General features: G+C 61.9%; 28 protein-coding genes. 13 read left to right on the top strand and 15 right to left on the bottom strand.

Annotated elements, in window-relative coordinates; all coding sequences use genetic code 11:
• Nucleotides 1–9: 9 nt before the first annotated feature.
• From GGR20_RS19085 to rpmI, 4 genes are all read right to left on the bottom strand, one after another.
• A complete protein-coding gene (locus GGR20_RS19085; protein WP_183311009.1) occupies nucleotides 10–1050 on the bottom strand; it encodes an ASCH domain-containing protein in 1041 nt (346 codons plus the stop codon).
• A gap of 32 nt (nucleotides 1051–1082) precedes the next feature.
• On the bottom strand, nucleotides 1083–2213 hold the full coding sequence (pheS, locus tag GGR20_RS09465; RefSeq protein WP_183311008.1) for a phenylalanine--tRNA ligase subunit alpha: 1131 nt from the start codon (nucleotides 2211–2213) through the stop codon (nucleotides 1083–1085).
• A gap of 118 nt (nucleotides 2214–2331) precedes the next feature.
• Nucleotides 2332–2733, bottom strand: a complete 402-nt coding sequence (gene rplT, locus GGR20_RS09460; protein ID WP_183311007.1) for a 50S ribosomal protein L20 — start codon at nucleotides 2731–2733, stop codon at nucleotides 2332–2334.
• 19 nt (nucleotides 2734–2752) lie between these two features.
• Nucleotides 2753–2953 carry a 50S ribosomal protein L35 gene (rpmI, locus tag GGR20_RS09455; protein WP_104892577.1) on the bottom strand — a complete coding sequence of 67 codons (201 nt, stop codon included), beginning with the start codon at nucleotides 2951–2953 and terminating at the stop codon, nucleotides 2753–2755.
• A gap of 287 nt (nucleotides 2954–3240) precedes the next feature.
• On the opposite strand from rpmI, the gene GGR20_RS09450 reads away from it, so the two are divergent.
• Nucleotides 3241–3555 (top strand): hypothetical protein, encoded by a 315-nt coding sequence (locus GGR20_RS09450; protein ID WP_183311006.1) that lies wholly within the window; start codon nucleotides 3241–3243, stop codon nucleotides 3553–3555.
• Nucleotides 3556–3741: 186 nt separating this feature from the next.
• Here the strand turns inward: GGR20_RS09450 and GGR20_RS09445 are convergent, their stop codons facing one another.
• Both GGR20_RS09445 and GGR20_RS09440 read right to left on the bottom strand, forming a co-directional pair.
• Nucleotides 3742–5916 (bottom strand): methyl-accepting chemotaxis protein, encoded by a 2175-nt coding sequence (locus tag GGR20_RS09445; protein WP_183311005.1) that lies wholly within the window; start codon nucleotides 5914–5916, stop codon nucleotides 3742–3744.
• Nucleotides 5917–6063: 147 nt separating this feature from the next.
• Nucleotides 6064–6909 (bottom strand): glycosyltransferase family 2 protein, encoded by an 846-nt coding sequence (locus tag GGR20_RS09440; protein WP_183311004.1) that lies wholly within the window; start codon nucleotides 6907–6909, stop codon nucleotides 6064–6066.
• 103 nt (nucleotides 6910–7012) lie between these two features.
• Here GGR20_RS09440 and GGR20_RS09435 point away from each other — a divergent pair, with 103 nt between their 5' ends.
• Nucleotides 7013–7432, top strand: coding sequence for an Hsp20 family protein (locus tag GGR20_RS09435; RefSeq protein WP_183311003.1), 420 nt, complete (start codon nucleotides 7013–7015; stop codon nucleotides 7430–7432).
• Between the two features lie 28 nt (nucleotides 7433–7460).
• Nucleotides 7461–7742: a DUF1150 family protein gene (locus tag GGR20_RS09430; protein WP_183311002.1), complete on the top strand. Its 282-nt coding sequence runs from the start codon at nucleotides 7461–7463 to the stop codon at nucleotides 7740–7742.
• 86 nt (nucleotides 7743–7828) lie between these two features.
• Here the strand turns inward: GGR20_RS09430 and GGR20_RS09425 are convergent, their stop codons facing one another.
• The 7 genes from GGR20_RS09425 to GGR20_RS09395 form a co-directional block, all read right to left on the bottom strand.
• Nucleotides 7829–8296 (bottom strand): PTS sugar transporter subunit IIA, encoded by a 468-nt coding sequence (locus GGR20_RS09425; protein WP_183311001.1) that lies wholly within the window; start codon nucleotides 8294–8296, stop codon nucleotides 7829–7831.
• 47 nt (nucleotides 8297–8343) lie between these two features.
• Nucleotides 8344–8922 carry a ribosome hibernation-promoting factor, HPF/YfiA family gene (hpf, locus tag GGR20_RS09420; RefSeq protein WP_183311000.1) on the bottom strand — a complete coding sequence of 193 codons (579 nt, stop codon included), beginning with the start codon at nucleotides 8920–8922 and terminating at the stop codon, nucleotides 8344–8346.
• A gap of 231 nt (nucleotides 8923–9153) precedes the next feature.
• Nucleotides 9154–10653, bottom strand: coding sequence for an RNA polymerase factor sigma-54 (rpoN, locus tag GGR20_RS09415; protein ID WP_183310999.1), 1500 nt, complete (start codon nucleotides 10651–10653; stop codon nucleotides 9154–9156).
• A gap of 130 nt (nucleotides 10654–10783) precedes the next feature.
• Nucleotides 10784–11539 (bottom strand): LPS export ABC transporter ATP-binding protein, encoded by a 756-nt coding sequence (gene lptB / locus GGR20_RS09410; protein ID WP_183310998.1) that lies wholly within the window; start codon nucleotides 11537–11539, stop codon nucleotides 10784–10786.
• Entirely contained in the window at nucleotides 11536–11994 is a 459-nt protein-coding gene (locus GGR20_RS09405; RefSeq protein WP_183310997.1) for an LptA/OstA family protein, read from the bottom strand. Before GGR20_RS09405 ends, lptB begins: the two co-directional genes overlap by 4 nt.
• A gap of 5 nt (nucleotides 11995–11999) precedes the next feature.
• Nucleotides 12000–12644: a hypothetical protein gene (locus GGR20_RS09400; RefSeq protein WP_183310996.1), complete on the bottom strand. Its 645-nt coding sequence runs from the start codon at nucleotides 12642–12644 to the stop codon at nucleotides 12000–12002.
• 16 nt (nucleotides 12645–12660) lie between these two features.
• On the bottom strand, nucleotides 12661–13275 hold the full coding sequence (locus GGR20_RS09395; protein WP_183310995.1) for a ribonuclease D: 615 nt from the start codon (nucleotides 13273–13275) through the stop codon (nucleotides 12661–12663).
• Nucleotides 13276–13527: 252 nt separating this feature from the next.
• On the opposite strand from GGR20_RS09395, the gene metK reads away from it, so the two are divergent.
• From metK to GGR20_RS09380, 3 genes are all read left to right on the top strand, one after another.
• Nucleotides 13528–14784 carry a methionine adenosyltransferase gene (gene metK, locus GGR20_RS09390; RefSeq protein WP_183310994.1) on the top strand — a complete coding sequence of 419 codons (1257 nt, stop codon included), beginning with the start codon at nucleotides 13528–13530 and terminating at the stop codon, nucleotides 14782–14784.
• Nucleotides 14785–14861: 77 nt separating this feature from the next.
• Nucleotides 14862–15572, top strand: a complete 711-nt coding sequence (gene trmB, locus GGR20_RS09385) for a tRNA (guanosine(46)-N7)-methyltransferase TrmB (protein ID WP_183310993.1) — start codon at nucleotides 14862–14864, stop codon at nucleotides 15570–15572.
• Nucleotides 15573–15668: 96 nt separating this feature from the next.
• Nucleotides 15669–16037 carry a winged helix-turn-helix transcriptional regulator gene (locus tag GGR20_RS09380; protein ID WP_183310992.1) on the top strand — a complete coding sequence of 123 codons (369 nt, stop codon included), beginning with the start codon at nucleotides 15669–15671 and terminating at the stop codon, nucleotides 16035–16037.
• Between the two features lie 55 nt (nucleotides 16038–16092).
• Here the strand turns inward: GGR20_RS09380 and GGR20_RS09375 are convergent, their stop codons facing one another.
• Nucleotides 16093–16365, bottom strand: a complete 273-nt coding sequence (locus GGR20_RS09375; RefSeq protein WP_183310991.1) for a hypothetical protein — start codon at nucleotides 16363–16365, stop codon at nucleotides 16093–16095.
• A gap of 243 nt (nucleotides 16366–16608) precedes the next feature.
• Here GGR20_RS09375 and GGR20_RS09370 point away from each other — a divergent pair, with 243 nt between their 5' ends.
• From GGR20_RS09370 to GGR20_RS09340, 7 genes are all read left to right on the top strand, one after another.
• Complete coding sequence (locus GGR20_RS09370) at nucleotides 16609–17274, top strand: ferredoxin reductase domain-containing protein (protein ID WP_183310990.1); 666 nt, start codon at nucleotides 16609–16611, stop codon at nucleotides 17272–17274.
• A 163-nt stretch (nucleotides 17275–17437) separates the two neighbouring features.
• Nucleotides 17438–18055 (top strand): ribosome maturation factor RimP, encoded by a 618-nt coding sequence (rimP, locus tag GGR20_RS09365; protein ID WP_246349519.1) that lies wholly within the window; start codon nucleotides 17438–17440, stop codon nucleotides 18053–18055.
• A 1-nt stretch (nucleotide 18056) separates the two neighbouring features.
• Nucleotides 18057–19658, top strand: a complete 1602-nt coding sequence (gene nusA, locus GGR20_RS09360) for a transcription termination factor NusA (RefSeq protein ID WP_183310989.1) — start codon at nucleotides 18057–18059, stop codon at nucleotides 19656–19658.
• A 45-nt stretch (nucleotides 19659–19703) separates the two neighbouring features.
• Nucleotides 19704–20375 (top strand): RNA-binding protein, encoded by a 672-nt coding sequence (locus GGR20_RS09355; protein ID WP_183310988.1) that lies wholly within the window; start codon nucleotides 19704–19706, stop codon nucleotides 20373–20375.
• Between the two features lie 5 nt (nucleotides 20376–20380).
• Nucleotides 20381–23164: a translation initiation factor IF-2 gene (gene infB / locus GGR20_RS09350; RefSeq protein ID WP_183310987.1), complete on the top strand. Its 2784-nt coding sequence runs from the start codon at nucleotides 20381–20383 to the stop codon at nucleotides 23162–23164.
• 60 nt (nucleotides 23165–23224) lie between these two features.
• Complete coding sequence (locus tag GGR20_RS09345; RefSeq protein ID WP_183310986.1) at nucleotides 23225–23629, top strand: hypothetical protein; 405 nt, start codon at nucleotides 23225–23227, stop codon at nucleotides 23627–23629.
• Nucleotides 23630–23752: 123 nt separating this feature from the next.
• On the top strand, nucleotides 23753–24049 hold the full coding sequence (locus GGR20_RS09340) for a hypothetical protein (RefSeq protein WP_183310985.1): 297 nt from the start codon (nucleotides 23753–23755) through the stop codon (nucleotides 24047–24049).
• A 164-nt stretch (nucleotides 24050–24213) separates the two neighbouring features.
• Here the strand turns inward: GGR20_RS09340 and GGR20_RS09335 are convergent, their stop codons facing one another.
• Nucleotides 24214–24912, bottom strand: coding sequence for a L,D-transpeptidase (locus GGR20_RS09335; RefSeq protein ID WP_183310984.1), 699 nt, complete (start codon nucleotides 24910–24912; stop codon nucleotides 24214–24216).
• Nucleotides 24913–24966: the final 54 nt, after the last annotated feature.

Below are 24966 nucleotides of genomic sequence, written 5' to 3'. Positions count from 1 at the left end.
CTTTGGTCCTTAGCGGAAGTCGCTGGCGCTACCGGAGATCGCCGGCAGCGCAGAAGAAAGTTTGAGGAGTTCGACCAGCACATTGGCAAAGCCGCGTGCATCGTCGATGGCCTTATGGGTGTGGGGAACATGGCCGTAGAACTCGGCGGGCAACTTGCTCATGCCCCAATCGAGATAGGGCGCGCCACGCAGAGTGCCCGCCATCGTATAAAGGCAGATCCCGCCGCCGCGAAAAATCTGCCGCCCCTTGAACGGGCCCGAAAGCGCCCGCGTGCCGGCATATTCGTCCAGATAATGGTCCATCCAGAGCCCATCGAAAATCATCGGCGCGGCAACGAAGACTTTTGGGCCCGGCAACCCCTCCACCCAGTCGGCAAAGCGCGGCATGACCACGGCAGGGTCCTCGGCATTTTCTGTCGCCGCCTTCCACGCTTCGGGCTGGGTGGCCCACCAGGCCATGGTGGTCTCGTTCTGCTGCCGGTCGGCCCGCGGGGTCAGCACGGCTTCGAACTCGCCATGGCGCGTACCATCTGCTGTCACCGCCACCGAGGCAAAGCTCAGCATGGAATTGTGCAGCGGCGTGGGCCCGTCACTCTCGATATCGGTGACGATGAAGATCGGCGTCGCCACGCGATTATAGACGTCGCGCCCCGCGGGCAGCACGGTCAGGAGGCGGAAGGTTTCACATACAACCTGCATGTCAGGCGAAAACCCGCCATTGCGTGCGAAATAGGCCTCATGCCCCGCCCGCCATTCGGCGTAAGGACCTTCGCCCTCCAGATCGGTGAAACCGGGGTCGATATCGTCGAAGCGCCTGGTCTCGACCGACAAGGTCTCGATGACGCAGGCCTCTTCACCTGCGCCATTGAGGACCACATCACGGCGGCCAACTTCCGGCATGGGCTCGCCATCCCGGCCAAAATCGCGCAGCGCTCCACAGGTCGCAGTCTTCTTTCCCGCGAGCACCAGCGCGAGCAGACGGTCAGCCAGCTCCGGAGAGTCTCCGAAGCTGAACTTGATCTGCTCGCGATTGGTCGCGCTGGACGACACCGTTTTCACCTGCTCACGGATTGGGACAAAGTTTAGGAGGACAGCCCCCCAAACAGCGTCGGCAAATCCAGCGGCCGGAACCCGTAGTGATCCAGCCACCTTTGGTCCGCGTCGAAAAACGCCCGCAGGTCCGGCATGCCGTATTTGAGCATGGCGATGCGGTCGATGCCGATGCCCCAGGCAAAGCCCTGATAGACGTCCGGATCGAGCCCGGCATTGCGGATGACATTGGGATGGACCATGCCGCAGCCCAGGATTTCCAGCCAGTCCGACCCTTGGCCGATCTTCACCTCAGAGCCGGAGCGGTCGCACTGCACGTCCACTTCCATGGAAGGCTCGGTGAAGGGAAAGAAGCTGGGGCGGAAGCGCAAGGTGACGCTGGGCACCTCGAAAAAGGCCTTCAGGAACTCTTCCAGCACCCAGCGCAACTGGCCGATATGGCTCGACTTGTCGATGACGAGCCCTTCCACCTGATGGAACATCGGCGTGTGGGTCTGGTCACTGTCATTGCGATAGGTGCGGCCGGGCATCACCACACGGATCGGCGGGTCCATGGCCGGGGTGATGTAGCTCGCTGCCGGCTTTTCATTGGTTTTCTGCATCACGCGCATCTGCACCGGCGAGGTGTGGGTGCGCAGAACCTTCTTCACCCCGTCCGGGCCCGGTTTCATGAAGAAGGTGTCGTGCATCTCGCGCGCCGGATGGCCTTCGGGGAAGTTGAGCGCGGTGAAGTTGAAATAGTCGGTCTCGATATCGGGCCCTTCGGCAATCGAGAAGCCCATATCCGAAAAGATCGCGGTGATCTCGTCAATGGTCTGGGAAATCGGGTGAATGCGGCCACGCGCCGTGGGCGCTGGCTTGAGCGGCAGGGTGACATCGACCGTCTCGGCTGCGAGCCGTGCTTCCAGCGCAGCCGCCTTCAATTCGGCGCTGCGCGTCTCGATCAGTCCGGCAATTTCTCCCTTGAGGCCGTTGATGGAGGGACCGGCGGTCTTGCGTTCTTCCGGCGCCATCGATCCCAGCGTCGCAAGCAGGGCCGAAACGGAACCTTTCTTGCCCAACGCCGAAACACGCACATGGTCGAGCGCCGCTTCGTTATCCGCGCCGGCTATGGCGGTGGACAGTTCGCTGCGCAGGGTATCGATCTGGGCTTCCAGGGACATCTTTGTTCTCGAATTCGGACGGACTTGCGGGCGGTGTTAGACCAAAACAAAACGCCCTGCGCCAGCCCTTGAGGGCGGCGCAAGGCGCAATTTTTAGCCTCAGCAGAGCTGGGAGGTCTTAAGCGGTGACGCGGGCGTGGGTGGTGGAGTCCACGCTTTCCAGATATGCCAGCGCTTCCTTGGCCTTGGCGACCAGGGCTGCGAACGCTTCGGGCTGGGTGATCGCGAGATCGGACAGCACCTTGCGGTCAACAGCAATCTCGGCCTTGCTGAGGCCGTCGATAAATCGGCCATAGGTCAGGCCGTGGTCGCGCACGGCGGCGTTGATGCGCTGGATCCAGAGAGCCCGGAAATTGCGCTTTTTGACGCGACGATCGCGGTAAGCGTACTGGCCGGCCTTTTCGACGGCCTGCTTGGCAATACGGATCGTGGATTTACGACGGCCATAATAGCCCTCGGCGGCCTTCAAGACCTTCTTGTGACGAGCGTGGGCGGTTACGCCCCTTTTTACGCGTGCCATTCTTTAGTGTCCTTCCAGCTTAGCGGTTGTACGGCATGTACCACTTCACCAGACCCTCGTCGCCCTTGGACAGGATCTTGGTGCCGCGGTTGGTGCGGATGTACTTTGCGTTATGGCTGATCAGGCGGTGGCGCTTGCCGGCGACGCCGGACTTCACCTTGCCCGTGGCGGTGAAGCTGAACCGCTTCTTGGCGCCGGACTTGGTCTTCATTTTGGGCATTTTGCTTGGTCCTTTAGAGTATCTTGGATGGATTTGAGGCCCATCGCATTCAAAGACCGCCACGGCATGCCTGTTGGCCGGGCGGTCCGGAGATGGCGCTTCATAAGGGCAAACCAGGACCAGCGCAAGAGGGATCGCGTGTACGTATCGAGCCATTAAATAGTTTCAACGAACCATTCACACTAGCTTGTTCGATTTTCGCGCACAATCGTGCAACTGGAGGCTGGGGCCGGGCGTAACTACCCCCGAGTTCGCAATTCAGCGATCACGAAAAAGGATTTAATATCATGCGCTTCATCAAGCCCCTCACCGTCGCCGCTCTGCTCACCGCCTCCATCGCCGGCGCCAATGCCAGCCCGTTCGACGCCAATGTCAGCTTCAGCGCCCTTCAGGATGCGACCACTGCCACGGTGCTCACGGTCAATCCTGCCGCGGCGGCTTCCCTTGCCATCGACGTTGACACCGGCTCGCTGCAGCAGACCATCCAGAACAACAAGTTCCTGCTGCGCTCGGTACAGGCTCAGGGTTTCGCGCTTGATCAGATTGTTGGCATCGACGCCACCGACGACAGCGGCTCCAGCGTCACCCTCTACGCAATGTAATTTGCGGTCTCGAAACCGGGACTGAACAAGGGCGGTCTTTTGGGACCGCCCTTTTCTACGTGTTTATTCTCTCATTGCCCGGCCGGGACGGGGCCACCAGTGCAACAGCGCGCACGAGGATCGAACCCCAAGCAACGCTGCCCGTTCTGACCACAAGACCAATCACAGCAACGCGGTTCTGTTCGCTCAGGCGACCTGTTTGTCCAAAGTGTCTCCGCCATGGGTAAAGCCGGTGACTATGGCGTCGAGGGCTTCGGCCTGAGCCCGGGTCTGGTCAATAGCCGCATGAGACTCCTCGACCAGCGCCGCATTGTGCTGGACATCGCCGTCCATCACCCCCATGGCATCGGCAATGGTGGCGATCGCCGCGCTCTGAACCTGCGCGGTTTCGGCAATTGTGTCCATCTGGCCACTGTCGCGCGCCACCGCTTCACGGATGGCGCCGAGCATCGTCGCGGCCTCTTCGGCAATGCGAGCGCCCTCGTTCACCGAAAGGGCCGACTGAGCCGCGAGCGACTTGATGTTCGCCGAGGCGTGCGCTGCTGACTGAGCGAGGCGCCGGACTTCGACGGCCACCACTGCAAAACCCTTGCCTGCTTCGCCCGCGCGTGCCGCCTCGACCGAGGCATTGAGGGCAAGCAGGTTGGTTTGAAAAGCCATGTCCTCAACCAGCCCGGTGACCGCGGTAATTTCGCCCGAAGTCTTGCGAATGCCTTCCATGGCGGTTTCGAGCCGCTTCATGGCCTCCGCGCCTTCTCGCGCCAGTTTGGCCGAGCCCCTGGCGCTCCCGGCTGCTGCCTTGGCAAGCTGGGTATTGGTGGCAATCTCGCCCTTGAGTGTTTCCACCGCCTGAGCCGTCCGCTCGATCATGCCGGCCTGGTTATGCGTCCGGCTGGCCAGATTATTGGCACCTTCAAAGATCTCATCAGTGGCGCGGCGCAATTCCCCCGAGGCATCGGTCAACTGCAAGATCGTGTCTGACAGCGTTTCGGCGAGCAGGTTCGTGTCCCGCTGCAATTGGCCAAAAGCGCCGGCGAACTGTCCTTCAACCCTGGCCCCCAGATGCGCGCCGGCAAGGGCGGCGAGCACGCGGCCATTTTCCGAAAGACCCTGCGCCACGGTCGCCAGGAGCGCGTTGACTCCCCCGGCCAGCCGATCAAGGTCGGCATCGCCATAGTGGGAGGCCAGGCGCTGGTCGAACTGACCGGCAATGGCCTCCGCCACCACCTGCTCCATATCGGCCTGCAGGTGCGCCCGGCGAGCGGCCATTGCTGCGGTACGCTGCGCCTCTTCGCGTTCGCGTGCCACGGACTGCTCGAGGCTGCGGCCGTTTTCGCCAAACACCGTCAGAGCCCGGGCAATTCGTCCCAGCTCATTGTCCCTGTCGGCCCCTGTCAGGCTGACCGCAAAATCACCCGCAGCCAGCCGATCCATGCTCGTGGCGATGACGCCCACCGAACGCGACAGCCAGCGCGCGGTGAAGATGCTCAGGGCAACACCGCAGATCAGGGCGCCCAGCCCTGCCATCCGGCCGGCCAGCCCGATCGTGGCGGCCTGGTTTTCCGCCTGGGCTCCCAGGCGTTCCTGTTCCTCGGTGGCCGCCCGCGCATTGTCACGATAACGATTTGCCAGGCTCGCATCGACCACTTGAGCGGTTTCGGCCAGCCCGTTGCGGTCCTGCAATTGCCTGCTCACTGCATGGATGGAACTGATAAACCCGGTCAGCGTCTCGGTCACCGCATCGACACTGGCCAGATCCTCGGGCCGATAGAAAGTGGACCTGAGCGCAATCAGGCCCTCCTGCGTCTTGGTGGTGTGGGCGATTGCCCGCTCCTGAGCGGCCATGTCGCCCATCAGAAGGTTTTCGGTTTCGAGACGCGCCAGCAGCAAATCGCGCATCGCCAGGCCCGCAAGCGCGGCCGCCTTGGCATTGATGCTGGCGGCCTCCGACATCTTGGTCATCAGCGCGCCCAGCGTGTCCCCGGCGGCCACGCCGTTTTCGCGCATCGTCAACGTCAGTTCTTTTACGGCGGCGTCTATCCCGGTCATGGACTCTACGGCAGCTCGGTATTCGCCTGAGCCGTTCTCTGGCAGCAAAGACAATCGTTCGCGAACCGCTGCAACATTCTCCGGACTGGGGCTGCTTTGATAGGTCGCGAAAGCCAGCCTTGCATCGGCCAGCAGGGCAGCATTCTCTTGTGCTTCGCTGGCCTGGGCCGTGGCATCTGCATAGCCCCTGAAAGTGCCGCTCAGCGCATGCACGCCGGTTAAGGCGATGGCCAGCAGCAGGCCCATGAGCACAATAAGCATGCCGAAAGCCGCATAGATGCGTCCCGACAGCGAGAGATTTTTCAGTTTCATAGGTTCTAGATTCCCAGCACGAACCAGTTGTTGTGCCGCTGGTACTCGGGCGTGTCTTAAGGGAACCTCTCCAGCATTGTCACCGGAACGTCACAATGCTTCGTAGTGGCGCGCACGACGGGGTTCTTAATGGTATGGAAGAATTTTTTATGAAGCCTGGGCGGTCAGCATCGGCGCGATGTGATCCTCGAACAGCAGCCCCGGCCGCCTTGCCATGGCCGCGCCATAACCCGCCTCGGCCAGGATCGAGATATTGAGAAACCCGACCAGTCCGGCAACGTCCGCTTCGCTTAAGCCATAGAGTCCCGCTTCCAGCCGGTTGATGATTTCGCGCTTGGACGCGATCATCCCTTCGGTGACGTCCCTGGCATTGCTCATCGAGCCATCGCGCTTGATATAGTCGTGCAGCGGCGTGCCTAGATGGTAGCTCTGCGGGTTGCTCGCGTAGAGCTGCAGCAGAAACTCGAGATCGGTCATATTGCTCATGTCCGGATCGAACCGCCCGTCACCACGGCGCCGGTCCCACACCACCATGGCGTCCATCGAAAGGCTCACCCACTTGTGTTCGCCCGGCGAGAGGACGCGATCCGGCCCAGCCCCGACATGGCGCAAATGCACGAAATCCTCGCTCATCACGTCAAGCGCCGTGGTGACGATGCCGTGCCGGTCGAGCTTATCCACCGCCTGTTCGAGCTTGCCTGGCTTCAGCCGGTCATCGGCGTCGAGAATGGCGGCGAAGCAGGTGTCGATCTGTTCGAGGGCAACATTCCGTGTCATCGAGGCGCCCCGACCCACCCCGCCACTACTCAAAAACACCTGGCGCGGATCATTCAGGCCCTGTTCACTTAGAAACGCGCCATAATCGAAACCGTCATCGGTCACGATCCAGTGTTGCCAATCGGCATGGCTCTGCTCGATGACACTCCTGACCGTGGTGGTCAGGGTGGATTGCGCCTTATAGGCCGGCGTGATGATGGCGACGGTCTGGGACATGACTTGAACCTTTTGCTCGTCTGACCCATATCTCTGGCAGGTTCGCGATGCCAGAGTTAAGGGTCGCGTACCGGACGTTGCTTGATGCTCAAGGACGCTTTTGATGTCGCGTATCTCGGTGTTTTCCGCCCCCTTTCTCCTCGGCTTCGACAGTTTTGAGGAGCGTATCGACCGGCTGGCCCGGTCAGCGGAGGGCTATCCTCCCTACAATATCGAACGCACCACGGGCGAGGACGGAGCCGAGAGGTTTCATATCTCAATCGCCGTGGCCGGATTTGCCCAATCCGACCTCGAGGTGAGTGTGGAGGACAACCAGCTGCAGGTGCGCGGCCGCCAGAAGGACGAAGCCGGTCGAGACTTCCTGCATCGCGGGATCGCGACCCGCCAGTTCCAGCGTAACTTCCTTCTTGCCGATGGCATGAACGTGAAGGATGCAACTTTGGGGCATGGTATGCTCGTTATTATACTTGAGCGCCCACCAGCGCCCAAGATCGCCCGACAGATCGACATTCGCTCAGTTTGAGGAAACAGAAGAAAGGGCCGACACAATGATGGACAAGCGCAATTCCGAAGCGGCCATGGATGCCGCGAACCCGCTCAAGGACCTGACGCGCGCCCAATTCGCAGCGCTGGGCGGAGACGCCGTCGCTTATGTCAAACCGGTTTCCGGCCTCTTGCTCTCGGGCCTGATCGAGGACGCCGAGTTCGATGGCACAACCCAATATCAGCTGGTGATGTCCGCCGATGGCACGCCGCTGATGGTGGCTGACACCGCAGAAGCGGTCGCCGAGTGGCTCGGTGACCAGAATATCGGGGTCGCCACCCTGCATTAGCCAGCGTCCCCGTCCCATCCTTCCCGTGCAGTGCAAAACCCCCGCAGCTGGGCTGCGGGGGTTTTGTTGTCTCGTTGTCAGGCCAATCAGGCCGCGAAGGTGCTTTCCACTGGTGCGGTCAGGATCGCATGCAATTGCTCCGGATCGGTCTCGCGGCGCAACTGATCGGTGACGTTTTCGGTCCGCAGCAGGCGGGCGAAGCGCGACAGGGCCTTCAAATGATCTGCGCCCGCGCCCACCGGAGCCAGCAGCATCACCACCAGATCCACCGGCTCGTCATCCACCGAATCGAAATCGATCGGCCGGTCGAGCCGCGCAAAAACGGCGGTCACGCCCTTGAGTCCCTTGAGCTTGCCATGGGGAATGGCAATGCCATTGCCCAGCCCGGTCGAGCCAAGTTCCTCCCGATCCAACAGGGTCGAAAGGATTTGGCCAGCCGGGAAAGCCGTCAGTTCTGCGGCCTTTTGTGCAAGAATATCAAAGATCTGGCGCTTGTCCGACACGCCCGTGCAAGTCAACACGGCGTGCTTTGCCAGAATATCGGCCAATTCCATAAATCTGCCTTAGGATCTACCAAGCGTTTGGGCTTTGGGAGCGCCAGTCAATTTGCGCTCAGGGCCGGGTCAACCCAGCCAATATTGCCATCCGCGCGGCGGTAAACCACATTCAGCCCGCCATGTCCAGCATGGCGGAACATCACCACCTGTTGTCCAGAGAAATCGAGCTCCATCACCGCTTCCTCAACGCTCATCTCGCGCAAATTCTTGGTGGCTTCGGCAATCACGGCAGGCGCGAAATCCTCATCAAGCTCGTCATATTGGTCTGTTGAGCCGAACACGGTGTACTGGGCGGTGAGCCCGTCAATGCCATTGGCGCCATTGCCGCGGCGGTGCTGTTTGAGTTTGCGGTTATAGCGGCGCAGGCGCTTCTCGATATTGAGCGCCATGACTTCGAAGGCGCTGGTCGCATCGCCCGCCTGGGCGCTGGCCTGCAGCGTTGCACCCGAATCCAGGTGCACAACGCAATCGGCGCGAAAACCGATACCGTCCGGTGTGAGGGTAAGATGGCCGTCATAGCCGCCATCGAAATATTTTCCGACAACGGTGGCGAAATGCTCCTCCGCCTTGCCCCGGAGGGCCTCGCCAACATCCATGTTCTTTCCCGAAACGCGTAGGGTCATGGCTCTTGTTCCTTTCGGTCGTTTGGCTCGACACGAGAGTTCCGAAAAGCCGCTCCCGGCTTCACGGGACCTGCGTCTGCCGACCACCCAGACATGGGGTGCCGACAGCAAGGATGCTAGACCCGGCCATCCACGCTGTCCATGCGCAACAACCGGCACATTTGGCAACAAAAGGCGTGACAGCCATCAACCTGCCACTTACCGTTCCGCTCGAGTGATTTGACGCGCCAATCAGGCGATGCGCGCCAGTTCCTTTTTCTGCCGGCGCCGGATCACCGAGGAGGGAATGTTCATTCCCTCGCGATATTTGGCGACCGTGCGGCGCGCCACATCGATCCCCTGTTCCTTGCGCAGCATTTCGGCAATCGTATCGTCCGAGAGAATGGCGCTGGCCGGTTCGGCATCGATGAGTTGCCTGATGCGGTGGCGCACCGCCTCCGCCGAATGGTCACCCCCGCCCGTCGACGAGGCGATGGCCGTGGTGAAGAAATACTTCATTTCATACAGGCCGCGCGGCGTGGCCATATATTTGTTTGAGGTCACGCGGCTGACTGTGGACTCATGCATGTCGATGGTTTCGGCCACCATTTTGAGCGTCATGGGTTTGAGATGCGCCACACCATGGGTCAAAAATCCATCCTGCTGGCGCACGATCTCCGCCGCCACCCTGGTGATGGTCTGGGCGCGCTGGTCCAGGCTCTTGGTCAGCCAGTTGGCCGTACTCAGGCAATCGGCCAGAAAGGTCTTTTCGGCCGCATCTCGCGTCTTTTTCGACACCGTCGCATAATAGACCCGGTTGACCAGCACGCGCGGCAACACCTCGCTATTGAGCTCGATCTGCCAGCCACCATCGGGTCCCGGACGCACGAAGACGTCGGGTACCACAGTCTCGACTGGCCCGCTGTCAAAGGCCAATCCCGGCCGGGGGTCGAGCAGCCTGATCTCGGCCAGCATGTCGGCAAGGTCTTCACGATCGCAGCCCACTGCCTTGAGCAGGGCCGCCATATTGTGCTCGGCCAAGAGGGGCAGGTTGTCGATCAGCTTTTGCATGATCGGGTCGAGCCGATCGCGTTCGCGCAGCTGGATCGACAGACATTCGGCAACGTCGCGGGCAAATATTCCCGCCGGATCGCACCCTTGCAGCGCCTCGAGCACCGCTTCCACATCGGCCAGCTCGGCCCCCAGCAAGTCGGCAATGGCGTCCAGCTCGACCACCAGATAGCCGGCCTCATTGATCCCGTCGATCAGATGCCGGGCAATCAGCCGGTCGGCCGCCGTGCGCAACACCATATTTGCCTGCGCTTCGAGATGATCGGACAGGCGCGGTCGGCTGGCCACATATTGGTCGAGATCGGGCGCTTCGCGACCCTCGAAACTGCCATTGCGGTCCGGCCCTGCCATCCGGCCAACTTCCTGGCCGGCATCGGGAAACACATTGTCCACTGAGGTGTCATAGCCTTCGGCGATCTGGTCGGCATCCTTGATGCGGTCGCCCTGGGCCACTGTGTCTTCATAGGCGCTCATCTCGGTGCGCTTTTCCGGCGCCTCGGCCGGCTCGGCATCATCTCCGCCCTCTTCGCGCTCCAGGATCGGATTGCGCAAAAGTTCGGTATCGACGAAGTCATTGAGTTCGAGATGGCTGAGCTGCAGCAGCCGGATCGACTGCATCAATTGTGGCGTCAGGGTCAGGCTTTGAGACTGACGAAACTCCAGCCGTGGCGAAAGCGCCATGCGTTACGGGCCCTTGCGTGCAAAACATTCTTCAGCCGCTCGCGGCTGCTTCCGGGCCGGACCATGACTCAAATCTGTCATCTCGGCAAGTTTCGTGCCAGATGCCTCCAACACGAGGCTCGGCCCAAATCTAAATCGAAAAACTCTCGCCCAGATAGACGCGGCGGGCCTCCGGGTCGGCGGAAATGGTCTCCGGCTTGCCCTGGATCATCACCTTGCCACCGTGAATGAGATAGGCCCGGTCGACCAGTCCCAGCGTTTCGCGCACCGCATGGTCGGTGATCAACACGCCAATGCCGCGCTGGGTCAGTTGCCGCACCAGCCCTTTGACTTCGGCAACCGCGATCGGGTCGACCCCGGCAAACGGCTCGTCGAGCAGCATGAAACCCGGGTCGGCGGCCAGCGCCCGGGCAATCTCCACCCGCCGCCGTTCGCCGCCGGACAGCGCCAGCGCATTGGACTTGGCGATGTGGGTGATGGAAAACTCGTCGAGCAGCGCGTCCAGCCGGCGCTTGCGCTCGGCCTTGTCGCGCACCGTGTTTTCCAGCACCGCCATGATATTGCCGGTCACGGTCAGGCCACGAAAGATCGAGGGTTCCTGGGGTAGATAGCCGATCCCCAGCTGGCCGCGCTGAAACAGCGGCAGCCGGGTAATGTCCAGCCCGTCGAGCAGAATCTTGCCCGCATTGGGTTTGACCAGGCCCATGATCATGGTGAAGACAGTGGTTTTGCCGGCTCCGTTGGGCCCAAGCAGACCCACCGCTTCTCCCCTGCGCACGGCCAGCGAAACCTCGCGCACCACTTCGCGCTTGCCAAAGCTCTTGGCCAGGCCATGCGCCACCAGCCAGCCGGTCTGGTCAATGCGGGGGCGGGAGGGCTCACTCATTGCGAGGTGAACACCCCGGTCACGCGCCCGCCACCGCTGCTGGTAAAGGTCGACACATTGGTGGCCAGGTTCACCACCAGCTCGGTGGCATTGACCGTGCCGCTGGCATTGTTGACCACCACATTGCCGGTCAGGCGCAGCAATTGGTCGCCCGGCGTATAGACGGCATGTTCGCCCGTGGCGTCCTGTTCGTCGGTCTTGAGCCGCACATTTCCACCCGTGGCCACGAAGGTCTTGATATCGGTGGTGCCGCCCTCGCCATAAGTGGCCACCACCTTGGGTGCCCAGACCGTCACATTGGGATGGATCACGATCACCTCGCCGGTAAAGATCACCTCGCGGGCGCTGTCATTCATCACCGTCTGATCAGCGGTGATTTCAACGCGGTTCTGCGCCAACGCCGGCGACGTCAGTAGCAGCAGGGTCGTCAGGGCAATCAGGCGGGCCCGCTTCATGGCGTTCATTCTCCACCGGCTCCGGTATCGGCCTCGCCGGGCGTCGAGGGCAGGGTGACGGTCGACCCGGTGAAAGTCCAGACAATGGTGCTCGCATCATAGACCAGGCCGTCGGCTCTTATGGTCGAGCCATCCGAATAGTCGATGGCAACGGCGCCCCGGCTGGTCAGGAGTTGCTCGCCCCAGTCAAACACTGAATCGTTAAGCGTGCCGGTGGTTCCCGTGCTGTCAGCGACATCAGCCTCGCCCGGCACCATGGTGAGTTGCGCGGCCGTATCGAGCTGGGCCTCTTCGGCTTCCATGGTCAATTGCACCCCATCGATCCGGTTCAAAACCAGCATGGCATTGCTCAGATCGACCAGATTGCTCTGCTCCACCCGGGCCCGTGCCGTTTCCGCCCAGACCCGATAGGACGATCCGTCGGTCAGCGTGCCCACATATTCGGGCGCATCGATGACCACCGCATCGGGGGTCACGCTGATCTGCTCGATATTGAACCGGCCGGTGAAACTCGAGACATAGATCTGCACCAGCAGCCCGGCCAGCACCACGCTGCCCAAAAGCGGCACGCCCAGGCGCAGGATTGCCACGATGCGGTTGCGCCGTCCCAGGCGATCATACATCCGGCGCGGCGCGGTGGCGGCAGGCATGGCTCCCGATCCGGCTTCAGCTATGGGCGAAAATGTCGGTTTCTTCCCAGCCCAGCAGATCCAGGGCACAGCGCGTGGGCAGGAAGTCGAAGCAGGATTTGGCGATCTCGGTGCGGCCTTCGCGCGCCAGCATGCGATCCAGGTGCCGTTTCAGATCGTGCAGATAGAGTACATCGGAGGCAGCGTAATCGAGCTGCGCGTCGCTCAGTTTTTCTCCGCCCCAGTCCGAGCTTTGCTGCTGCTTGGATAGATCCACGCTCAACAATTCGCGCACCAGATCCTTCAGCCCATGCCGGTCGGTATAGGTGCGCACCAGTTTGGAGGCGATCTTGGTGCAATAGACCGGCCCGGTCACTACCCCGAAGCGGTTCTGCAGCACGGCCACGTCGAAACGGGCGTAATGGAAGATCTTGGTCACGCCAGGGTCGGACAACAGCTTGACCAGGTTCGGCGCTTCGTTCGCATCCTGGGGAATCTGCACCACATCGGCGCTGCCATCGCCCGGCGAGAGCTGTACCACGCAAAGCCGGTCGCGATGGGGATTGAGCCCCATGGTCTCGGTATCGATCGCAACCTCGCGGCCATAATTGGAAAGATTAGGCAAATCGCCGCGATGCACTCTGATGGCCATGATGTCGTCCGCTTGTCTGTAACCGGTCCTTCCTTGGCACAGAGCGGTGGCCAAGAAAAGGCATCCGAGGGGCGGCGCGCCGTACCCGGGGAAGAATTGTTCCTCCGGACAGCGTTCCGATATAAAGCTTTCTTTATATCACTATTGCTTTGTGACGACGAACCTGCGCATAACAGGGGTGAAAGTGTCCGGGATCATGTCCGGGCACGCGCACTTCCGCGTGCGCCCTCGCCACTTGCAAAGAGGTTTAACGTGGCCCGTTCTGACTATCTTTTTACCTCGGAATCCGTTTCCGAGGGGCATCCCGACAAGGTGTGCGACCGTATTTCCGACGAAATCGTCGATCTGGTGTTCAAGGAGGCCAAGAAGGCCGGCATGGACCCCTCCCAGGTCCGCATCGCCTGTGAAACTCTGGCGACCACCAACCGCGTGGTCATTGCCGGGGAAGTGCGCGTCCCAGAAACCCTGCTGAAAAAGGGCAAGGACGGCCAGATCGTCACCGACGCCTCGGGCGCCCCTGTGGTCAATCCCTCCCGCTTCAAGTCGGCCGCCCGCAAGGCCATACGGGCCATCGGCTACGAACAGTCCGGCTTTCACTGGAAAACCTGCCGCATCGATGTGCTGCTCCATGGCCAGTCTGCCGACATCGCCGTTGGCGTGGACGAAGCGGGCAACAAGGATGTCGGCGCCGGCGATCAGGGCATCATGTTTGGCTATGCCGCGCGCGAAACCCCCGAATTGCTGCCCGCCCCGATCTATTATGCGCACAAGATCCTGTCTTCGCTGACCGAGGCCCGCAAGGCCAATCATGGGCCCGCCGGCAAGCTCGGCCCTGACGCCAAGAGCCAGGTCACGGTGCAGTATCGCGACGGCAAGCCGGTCGGCGTCACCCAGATCGTGCTGTCCACCCAGCATCTGGACGAGACCTTGACCTCCGAAGACGTGCGCAACATCGTCGATCCGATTGTCCGCGCCGCCCTGCCCGAAGGCTGGATCAGCGACGAGACGGTCTGGCACGTCAATCCCACCGGCAAGTTCGTCGTCGGCGGACCCGATGGCGACGCCGGCCTCACCGGGCGCAAGATCATTGTCGACACCTATGGTGGCGCTGCTCCCCATGGGGGCGGCGCTTTCTCGGGCAAGGACCCCACCAAGGTCGATCGCTCCGCGGCCTATGCCGCGCGCTACCTCGCCAAGAACGTGGTGGCTGCGGGCCTGGCCGATCGCGCCACGATCCAGCTCTCCTATGCCATCGGCGTGGCCAAGCCGCTCTCGATCTATGTCGACCTGCACGGCACCGGCAAGGTGGACGAGGCGGTGCTGGAAAAGGCGCTGGCCGAGGTGATGGACCTGACCCCGCGCGGCATCCGCACCCATCTCGATCTCAACAAGCCCATCTACGCCAAGACCGCCGCCTACGGCCATTTCGGCCGTAAGGCCGGCCGCGACGGCAGCTTCTCCTGGGAGAAAACCGATCTGGTCAAGGCCCTCAAGGCGGCCGTCGCCTGATTGTCCAACAACGTTGACCTCGGGTCTCTTTTCCGCAAAAGCGGGAAAGAGGCCTTTTCTCGTTTCTCTGAGCCCCGATGACCGATCACGAACTGCCCAAGACCCGCTCCGGCGAACCACGTGCCTTTTTTGGCCGCCGCTCAGGCAAGAAGCTGCATGGCGGGCAAAAGACGCAGGTCGCCGAGATTCTGCCCCGTTTTGAAATCGAGCTCGCTGGACAGCTCGATCCACGCGCCCTGTTTCCCGATGCCGAGCGGAACGTTATCGAGATCGGTTATGGTGGGGGCGAGCATCTGGCCCGCAAGGCTGCCGAACAACCCGGAACCGGATTTATCGGCTGTGAGGTCTTCACCGGCGGGATTGGCAAGATGGTGCAGGCCATCGATGCCAATGGCCTCAAAAATGTGCGGCTCTATACCGATGACGCACTCAAATTGCTGATGGCCCTGCCTGAGGCCTCGGTCGATGAGGTCTATCTGCTTTATCCCGATCCATGGCCCAAGACCCGCCACCACAAGCGCCGGTTTGTCTCGCCCACCACGCTCGAACAACTGGCGCGAGTGATCCGGCCTGGTGGCGTCTTCAATTTCGCCACCGATATCGAAGACTACGCCAACTGGACCCTGGCCCATATCCTGCGCCAGCCCCTGTTCACCTTCGCCCCCCAGGCCCCGGGAAGCTGGCACACGCCCTATCCCGGTTGGCAGCCGACGCGATACGAAAAAAAGGCCCGGCGCGAGGGGCGCATGCTCTCCTTCTATTTCAGCTTCCCGCGCCAGGCGGTCTAACCGAACGCCAGGTCTGGCCGGCTTTATCGCCAGCTGGCTCTGGACCTTGGCGCTTCAAAACCCATATCGGGTGGGCAAGCGTCACGGAGTTGAGCCATGTCCGATCCCCAAGACCCCGCCACAACCGAGGCGGACCTGCTGGTCGTGCGGCCGGGCAAGTGGACCCTGGTGGTGATCGCGCAACTGCGCGAGGGGACGATGCGGTTCAATGAGCTGCGCCGCAATATGGGCGGGGTGCCGCAAAAATCGCTCAGCGTCACCCTGCGCGAGCTTGAGCGCGACGGCTTCGTTACCCGCAAGGCCTATGCGACCATTCCGCCGCGGGTGGAATACGACCTCACCGATCTCGGGCGCGAATTGCTGCACTTGGCCGATGATTTCAAGCGCTTCGCCCTGCGCAATCGAGTTGCGGTGGAACGGGCGCGGCGCCTGTTCGACGCCGCCGACGGCCGCGCATCCCTTTAAAGGCCGCGGCCTACGGGCGCCGCCAGAGCTTGGCGGCGCCGGGCGCTGAGCGCGGTCAGATATTGGCCGGGCTCAGGGTTACGGGGTGGAAGAACTGCATGGTTTCATTGCCATCGGCACCCACCACATAGGCGCGGACATAAGAGCCCCATTCTTCAACGGCGGTGGCGTTGACACCCTGATCCTGCAACTGGGCGAGCACATAATCCGAATCGAAGTCGTTCTCTTCGGCAGCCGCGACCGGCGCGGCAGCGGCCATGGCCGGCAGGGCAGCGCCCGATACAAGTGCGGCGGCGGTAACGAGGGCGATGACACTGTTCTTGATCATGGGAGGATGATCCTTTCTGTTGTGAACGAACAGGAAATGCGCACCGTCCGCCGCCTCCACAAGCAGCCGATTGCAGGTTTTTTGCACTTGAATTTGCCGCCTGCCATCCGACGGTTTGCACAAAGAAATCAAGGACTTTCAAGGAAACCCGGTATCCTTGAGGAAACCGGGTGCCCACCCTGATGCTTCCTTCTGCAACCCCCTGGCGCTTCGGGCGATTGAGAAGTGAAAGGAGACCCGAAAATGGAAACCAGCGTCCGCATTCTCGAGACCATTCCCGTCACCCACAATGTCCGGCATTATCGGCTTGAACGGCCAAAAGGGTATGATTTCACCCCCGGCCAGGCGACCGAAGTCAGCATCGACCGCGACGATTGGCGGGACAAGAAGCGCCCCTTCACCTTCACCTGTCTACCCGATGCCGACACGCTCGAGTTCACCATCAAGAGCTATTTCGACCATACCGGCGTGACTAATGAACTCTGGTCATTGGGAACAGGGGATCACCTGATTCTGCGCGACGTCTGGGGCACAATTCAATACAAGGGGCCGGGCACGTTCATTGCCGGCGGTGCCGGTGTCACCCCCTTCATCGCCATCCTGCGGCATCTCGATGCCACCGGAAAACTTGCCGGCAATCGTTTGATTGCCTCCCATCGCACCGAACAGGACATCATCCTGCGCGACGAGTTCGAAGCCATGGACGGCTTGGAAGTGCTCTGGACGCTGACCGACGACCCCAAATCATCCCTCCTGCAGGAGCGGATCGATGCTGGTTTCCTCAAAGATCACGTCCCTGACCTCGACCAGAACTTCTATCTCTGCGGCCCGAACCCCATGGTCAAGGATCTGCGCGGACTGCTCGAGGATGCTGGCGCCGATGTGGGCAATGTCACCTGGGAGAAGTAATGCTCTCCGCGCCTTGCCTTTCGGCTTGTTGAGGTCTATAGGAGGGCCAACATCATTGCTCTCTGTAGGAGGGTGGGTGCCCTGACCGGCCCCCGCTCTTTTTGTTTATCTGCGGGCGGTGTGCGCCTTGCACGCACGGCCGCCCAGACTGGACGATACCCAATTGGCTTTCGATCTGACCGAAAAGCGCTACATCAAGGAAACGGGCCTGGAAGCCCGTGTCTCCCGTATTGTCGAGCCGGTAGCCAATGATCTGGGCTTTGCGCTGGTTCGGGTGAAGATTACCCCGGAAAACGGCTGCACCCTGCAGATCATGGCTGAGGACGAAAACGGTCGCTTCAACATCAATGACTGCGAGGCGCTCTCCAAGGACCTCTCGCCGGTGCTTGACGTTGAAGACCCGATCGATCGCGAGTATCACCTCGAAGTGTCCTCGCCCGGTATCGACCGGCCATTGGTGCGTAAGCGCGATTATGAGCGCTTTATTGGCCACGAAGCCAAGGTCGAGCTGGCGGACATGATCAATGGACGCAAGCGCTTTCGCGGCGAGATCGGTCCGGTCGATGATGAAGGCGTCATCATCATCCTGCCCGATGCCCCGGGCGGTACCGACCCGAACCATAAACTGCTGTTTTCGACCATCGCCGAAGCCAAGCTGGTGATGACCGACAAGCTCATGGAAATGGCCCGCGCCGACCAGGAGCTGCACCCCATCGACGACGACGAGACCGAAACGGTCGAGTACGCCGACACTGAAGAAGTCTCCGAGGAGAAGAACTGACATGGCCGTTAGCGCGAATCGCCTTGAGCTGTTGCAGATTGCCGATGCGGTCGCCCGCGAAAAATCCATCGACCGCATGGTGGTGATCGAGGCGATGCAGGATGCCATGGAAAAGGCCGCCAAGGGCCGCTATGGCGCTGAGACCGAAATCAAGGTCGAGATCAATCCGCGCTCGGGCGAAACCCGCATGTGGCGCCTGCTTGAGATCGTCGACGAGGTCGAGGAGCCTTCCCGCCAGGTCACGCTCAAATTTGCTCAGGTCAAGAACCCGACCGCCAAGGTTGGCGACTTCCTCACCGAGCCGCTCCCGCCCATGGAATTCGGGCGCATTGCCGCGCAGTCCGCCAAGCAGGTCATCGTGCAGAAGGTGCGCGACGCCGAGCGCGACCGCATGTTCGAGGAATATACCAATCGTGTCGGCGAAGTGGTCAATGGGTCGGTCAAGCGCGTCGAATACGGCAATGTGATCGTCGACCTGGGTCGCGGTGAAGCGATCATTCGTCGCGATGAATTGATCCCGCGCGAAATGTTCCGCTATGGCGACCGCGTCCGCGCCTATATCTACGACGTGCGCCGCGAACAGCGCGGCCCGCAGATTTTCCTTTCGCGCACCCATCCCCAGTTCATGGCCAAGCTGTTCATGCAGGAAGTGCCGGAGATCTATGATGGTGTCATCACCATCCGCTCGATTGCCCGTGACCCGGGTTCGCGCGCCAAGATTGCCGTGACCTCCAATGACAGTTCGATCGACCCGGTCGGCGCTTGCGTTGGTATGCGTGGCTCCCGCGTGCAGGCGGTTGTCGCCGAACTGCAGGGCGAAAAGATCGACATTATCCCCTGGACCGACTCGATTGCCGACCTCGTGGTATCCGCGCTGCAGCCGGCCGAAGTGGCCAAGGTGGTGCTGGACGAACAGGCCGAGCGCATCGAGGTCGTGGTGCCCGACGAGCAGCTCTCGCTGGCAATCGGCCGTCGCGGCCAGAATGTGCGTCTGGCCTCCCAGCTCATCGGCTGGGATATCGACATCCTGACCGAGCAGGAAGAAAGCGAACGGCGCCAGAAGGAATTCACCGAGCGCTCGACCCTGTTCATGCAGGCCCTTGACGTTGACGAGATGGTTGCCCAACTACTGGCTTCCGAGGGTTTCTCCTCGGTTGAGGAACTGGCCTATATCGAGCCTGACGAAATTGCCTCGATTGAAGGGTTTGACGAGGAAACCGCCTCCGAGATCCAGAATCGCGCGGCCGAATATCTGGCCGAGATCGAGGCGAAATTCGATGCCGAGCGCAAGGCGCTGGGTGTCGAGGATGAACTTTATGAGATCGCCGGTCTCAATGCTGCCATGCTGGTGGCCTTGGGTCAGGAAGAGATCAAGACGATCGAGGACTTCGCCGGCTGCGCCGCTGATGACCTGATCGGCTGGACCGAACGCAAGGATGGTGAAACCAAGCGCTTTGAAGGCTCCTTCAAGGACTTCCCCGTGTCCCGGGAGGAAGCCGAGGACATGATCATGCAGGCCCGCGTCAAGGCTGGCTGGATCACCGAAGAAGACCTCGCTGTCGAAGATGACGGTGAAGGTTATTCCGAGGAGGCGGCGGTCTAACGACCGCCCCTTTGGGAGCACCCGGCCTTGGCCCGGAGCGCAGAAATGGTTAGAACCTGTGCCTTGACCCGGGCAGAAATGCCGGTCGAGGCGCTGGTGCGTTTTGTGGTCAGCCCCGACGGGGTAGTTGTGCCCGATGTCGAGGCGCGCGCCGAAGGGCGCGGGGTCTGGATCACGCTGTCGCATGCGGCGGTGGCCGAAGCGGTCCGGAAAAAGGCCTTCTCGCGTAGTCTCAAGGCGCAGGTCAGCGTGGCCGACGATCTGGCAGACCTGACCCGGTTGCGGCTTGAACAGCGATTGCTTTCGGCTCTGGGCATGGCCCGCAAGGCCGGCCAGTTCGTCACCGGTGCCACCAAGGTCAAGGGCGTTTTGCAATCGGGTGAAGCGATTGCGCTGCTGACTGCCAGCGATGCCGCCGAGGATGGCCGCAACAAGATGCTGGGGACCCTTCGGGCCCTCAACCATGCGAAGCGCGAGGCCGGAATGACCGGTCCGGACGTGCCGCATTTCGAATCGCTCTCAAGTGTGCAAATGGGTTTGGCACTTGGGCTCGAAAATGTGATACATGCTGCCCTCACAAGAGGGGCGGCAGCCCAATCGGCGGTGGACAAGGCCAATAGACTGGCCCGCTACATCGCCCCAGCGCTGGAAGAACACACCGACCGCATCGCGTCGTCCGGTGTGCTTTTGCCCGCGGAACAGGACGAAAGACGATAGGTAGTATGGCTGATAACGACGACAAGCGTTCCGACGACACTGGCGCCAAGAAGACACTGACCCTCAAGGGCGGCGCCGGGCTGGGCAATCGCCCCGGCGGGACGTCGCGTGGGCCATCGCGCTCGACCGTGGTCGTGGAAAAACGCACCCGCGTGGTGCCCAAGCCCGCCGGCGGTGCCCCCCAGGGTGGTGGTCGATCCGGCCCCCCATCTGGTCGCCCGGGCCAGGGTGGCCGTCCGCAGGGCCGGCCGATGCAGCAGCAGAACCGCGCACCTCTGGGCCTGAGCGCCGCTGAGGCCGAGGCCCGCCGCCAGGCGCTGGCAATGGCCGGTGCCCGCCAGGCTGAGGACAAGGAGCGCTTCGCTGCCGAAGAAGCGCGCCGCATCGAGGAAGACAATCGCCGCCGGCAGATCCGCGAGGAAGCCGCGCGCGCTGAAGAAGAACGCCGTCAGGCCGAGGAGGCCCGCCGGGCCGAGGAAGCTGCCGCAGCCGCCCGTCCCGAGCCCGAGCAGCCGCGCGAGGAATTCGTGCCGGCCAGCCAGCGCAATCCGGGTCCTTCCGCGGTCCGTACCGTTGCCGGCCGTCCCGGTCAGCCGCCGCGTCCGCAGCGCGCCGAACGTCCCACCGGCCGCCCGGTCGAAGGCGAACGGGGTGCGCGTCCCGCTGGCGAACGCCGTCCAGCCGGTGCTGGCGCTGGCCGCCCCGGCGGTGCCCGCCCGTCAGGCGCTGGCATGGCCCCCATCGGCAATGTGCCGCCGGCGCCGCCCAGCGAAGCTGATGGCCGTCGCACCCGGTCCGGTGCACCCCAGCAGCGTCCGACGACCCAGGCTGAAATCGAGAATGCCCGCCGCGCTTCGCGCGCCCAGCCAGAGCGTCCATCGCGCCGCGGCGCTGGCGACAATTCTTCGCGTGGCCGCCTGACCGTTTCCAGTGCCACCACCGAGAACGATCGCGATCGCGGTCCCTCCTTGGCCGCGATGCGTCGTCGCCGCGACAAGAAGATGGGCCGCAACCAGCAGGATGCGCCCAAGCTCAGCCGCGAGGTCATCATCCCCGAGGCCATAACCGTTGGCGAACTCGCCAACCGCATGGCCGAACGCTCCGTCACCGTCATCAAGATGCTGATGCAGCAGGGTGAAATGGCCAAGATCACCGATGTGATCGATGCCGATACCGCCGAACTGATCGCCACCGAGCTGGGCCATACGGTCAAGCGCGTGTCCGAAGCCGATGTCGAAGAAGGCCTGTTCGATCTGCCCTCCGACGACAAGGCAGAAGATCTGGCGGACCGGGCGCCGGTCGTGACCATTATGGGCCACGTCGACCACGGCAAGACCAGCCTGCTTGATGCCATTCGCGAAGCCAATGTGGTTTCGGGCGAGGCCGGCGGCATTACCCAGCATATCGGCGCCTATCAGGTCGAGAAAAACGGCAACAAAATCACCTTCCTCGACACCCCGGGCCACGAGGCGTTCACCGCCATGCGCGCCCGCGGCGCTCAGGCGACCGATATCGCGGTGCTGGTGGTGGCGGCCGATGACGGCGTCATGCCCCAGACCATCGAGTCCATCAAGCACGCCAAGGCGGCCGAGGTTCCGATCATCGTGGCCATCAACAAGATGGATAAGCCCGAAGCCAATCCGCAGCGGGTCCGCACCGAACTGCTGCAGCACGAAGTGTTCGTTGAATCCATGGGCGGCGATGTGCTCGACGTGGAAGTGTCGGCCAAGTCCGGCGAGGGTCTCGACAAGCTGCTCGAAACCATCTTGCTGCAGACCGAAGTGCTCGAGCTCAAGGCGCCCCATGATGGACGCGCTGAAGGCCTGGTTATCGAAGCCAAGCTCGATCGCGGCCGCGGTGCCGTGGCGACTGTGCTGATCCAGCGTGGCATGCTCAAGGTTGGCGACATTGTCGTGGCCGGCACCGAAATGGCCCGCGTCCGCGCGCTGATCAACGACAAGGGCGAGCAGGTCAAGGAAGCCGGTCCGTCCGTGCCGGTGGAAGTGCTGGGCTTTTCGGGCGTGCCGAGCGCCGGCGACCGCTTCTCGGTCGTGGAGAGCGAAGCCCGTGCTCGTGAAGTGACCGAGTACCGCCAGCGTGCCATCCGCGAAAAGACTGCTGGCGGCGGTGCAACAAGCCTTGAGCAGATGATGAACCAGCTCAAGATCGCCGGTATCTCCAAGTTCCCGCTGATCATCAAGGGTGACGTGCAGGGCTCGGTGGAAGCCATCAATGCCTCGCTCAACAAGCTCTCGACCGATGAAGTCTCGGCCCAGATCCTGATGAGCGGTGTCGGCGGTATCACTGAAAGTGACGTGACCTTGGCCGCTGCGTCCAATGCCATCGTCATCGGTTTCAACGTCCGTGCCAACAAGCAGGCCCAGGAACTGGCGACCCGCGACGGCATCGAAATCCGCTACTACAACATCATCTATGACCTGGTAGATGACGTGAAGAATGCCATGAGCGGCCTGCTCGCTCCGGAACGCCGCGAAACCTTCATCGGTTACGCCAAGATCCTGGAAGTCTTCCAGATCACCAAGGTCGGTAAGGTCGCCGGCTGTCAGGTCACCGAAGGCATCGTGGAGCGCGGCGCCGGCGTGCGTCTGCTGCGCGACGACGTGGTCATCCACGAAGGCAAGCTCAAGACGCTCAAGCGCTTCAAGGACGAGGTCAAGGACGTCCAGACCGGCCAGGAATGCGGCATGGCCTTCGAGAACTACGAAGACATCCGCCAGGGCGACGTCATCGAATGCTTCCGCGTCGAGACCGTGCAGCGCTCGCTGTAAGTGGCAGATAGTGCCAAGAGTCACCGAAAGGGCCTCCGGGAGCAATCCTGGAGGCCCTTCTTGTTTCTTGTTCCAATTTCCATCCCCATCGTCGCGGCACTGCTCTTCGTTCTGTGGGACGCCTTCAAACCGCTGCCTAACGCGGGTCCAATTGATCAGTTTGCCATCGAGCACTTTGTAACGCCTTGCTCGAAAACCCTGGATTGTCGAAATAGGGTGGGTCTTATCCCTCAGATCCTGCCCCTTGGCGGAAGCAGACCAGCTATGGATGAACTGTTTCGTCAGGCTGGATATGACGACTCGCTTGCTGGTTGGTACGGCCATTTGGACGAGTTTGACGCCATCTACTCCAAGGGCGGCTTCGGATCGTTCTGGTGCAGCCCCACCATTGTGGTCGGCCTTTCATTCGATGAGCAAGAACGGCTTGCGGGCGCAGAAATGTGGCGGCGAATGTCATGTCTTTGATCGGCCCCGGCAAAAAGGCTACCTGACGATTTCGATGGATTTTTCGTCGCAACACTGCGTGTTTGCAGGCAAAATGAATGGTGTCGAATGTTCGATCAGCACCCTGGATGATAATTGGCGCCAATGACTCGCACTTCATTAGCTCCTTTCGCCATTGCCATCACGATAGTGTGCCTTCTCCAATTGCTCATGATGGGGCTGTTGGCCGTGTCGTGGTCCTGGCCACTGGATTGGCGCTCGCTGATGGTCGCCATCCTGCACCTGATCTGGTTGCTGTTGGTTCTCATGGCCGTTGCTGCCGGAGCCAAGCATGCGAAGCTGCTTTGGCTCACTCTTCCTATCGGCTTCCCAATTGTTTGGCTGGTCGCGCTCTGGGCCTGGGCCATTTTCGTATGCGCGGCGTTCAGCGCGTGCATTTAGCCCGCTGATACCGCCCTAATCCTGGGCAGACGAAGGTTGCCAACAAACAAAAGACCCGCCTCCATTGCTGGAGAGCGGGCCTTGGTGTTGCCGGAAGCGGGTGACTACGGTGGGGGTCCGCCGCCGGCAATTTCTGCAACCAACCCGGAGGTTGGTGGAAAACCTTATCCGACCACCGGCGCGAAGCCTGGCGTCGCCACCTGGCTACCCGCTGGCGCGTTGATCACGGTCACACGCGCGCCAACCGGCACGCGGGCGTAGAGATCAATGATGTCCTGGTTCATCAGGCGAATGCAGCCCGAGGAGACATTGGTGCCGATGGTATAGGGTTCGGTGGTACCGTGGATGCGGAACAGGGTGTCGCGGCCATTTTTGTAGAGATAGAGCGCGCGTGGGCCCAGCGGGTTATCCGGGCCCGGCTCCATGCCATTGGCATAGGGGCCGTAGCGCTCCGGCTCGCGGGCGATCATGGACTTGGTCGGCGTCCAGCGCGGCCATTGCGCCTTGCGGCCAATCGTGGCCTCGCCGCGGAATACCAGGGCCTCGTCCTTGCCCACGCCGATGCCGTAGCGCAGGGCACGGTTGTTCTCGAGCACGAGATAGAGGTAATGCGCCGGGGTATCCACCACCAGCGTGCCGGGCCGTTCGGAGGTGTAATAGGGCACTTCCTGGCGCCACCACTTGGGGTCGACGCGGCGCAGATCCATGCCGGCGACCATATAGGGCTCGCCGGCGACCGGGCCATACATGCGTTGATAATAGGGATCGATCACCGGTTCCTGCACCACGGGCTGGCGGGTGGTGGAACAGGCCGAAAGGGCGGTGGCCGAAAGGCCAAGCAGAAACAGGCGGCGGGAAATCAAAACAACAACCTCGGGGCACACGGGGAGAAGCGGACGTGATGCGCGTCACGCTTA

Origin of the sequence: Devosia subaequoris (assembly GCF_014197055.1) — a bacterium.
Classification (GTDB): domain Bacteria; phylum Pseudomonadota; class Alphaproteobacteria; order Rhizobiales; family Devosiaceae; genus Devosia; species Devosia subaequoris.
This window is presented reverse-complemented; position numbering and strand designations above follow the sequence as displayed.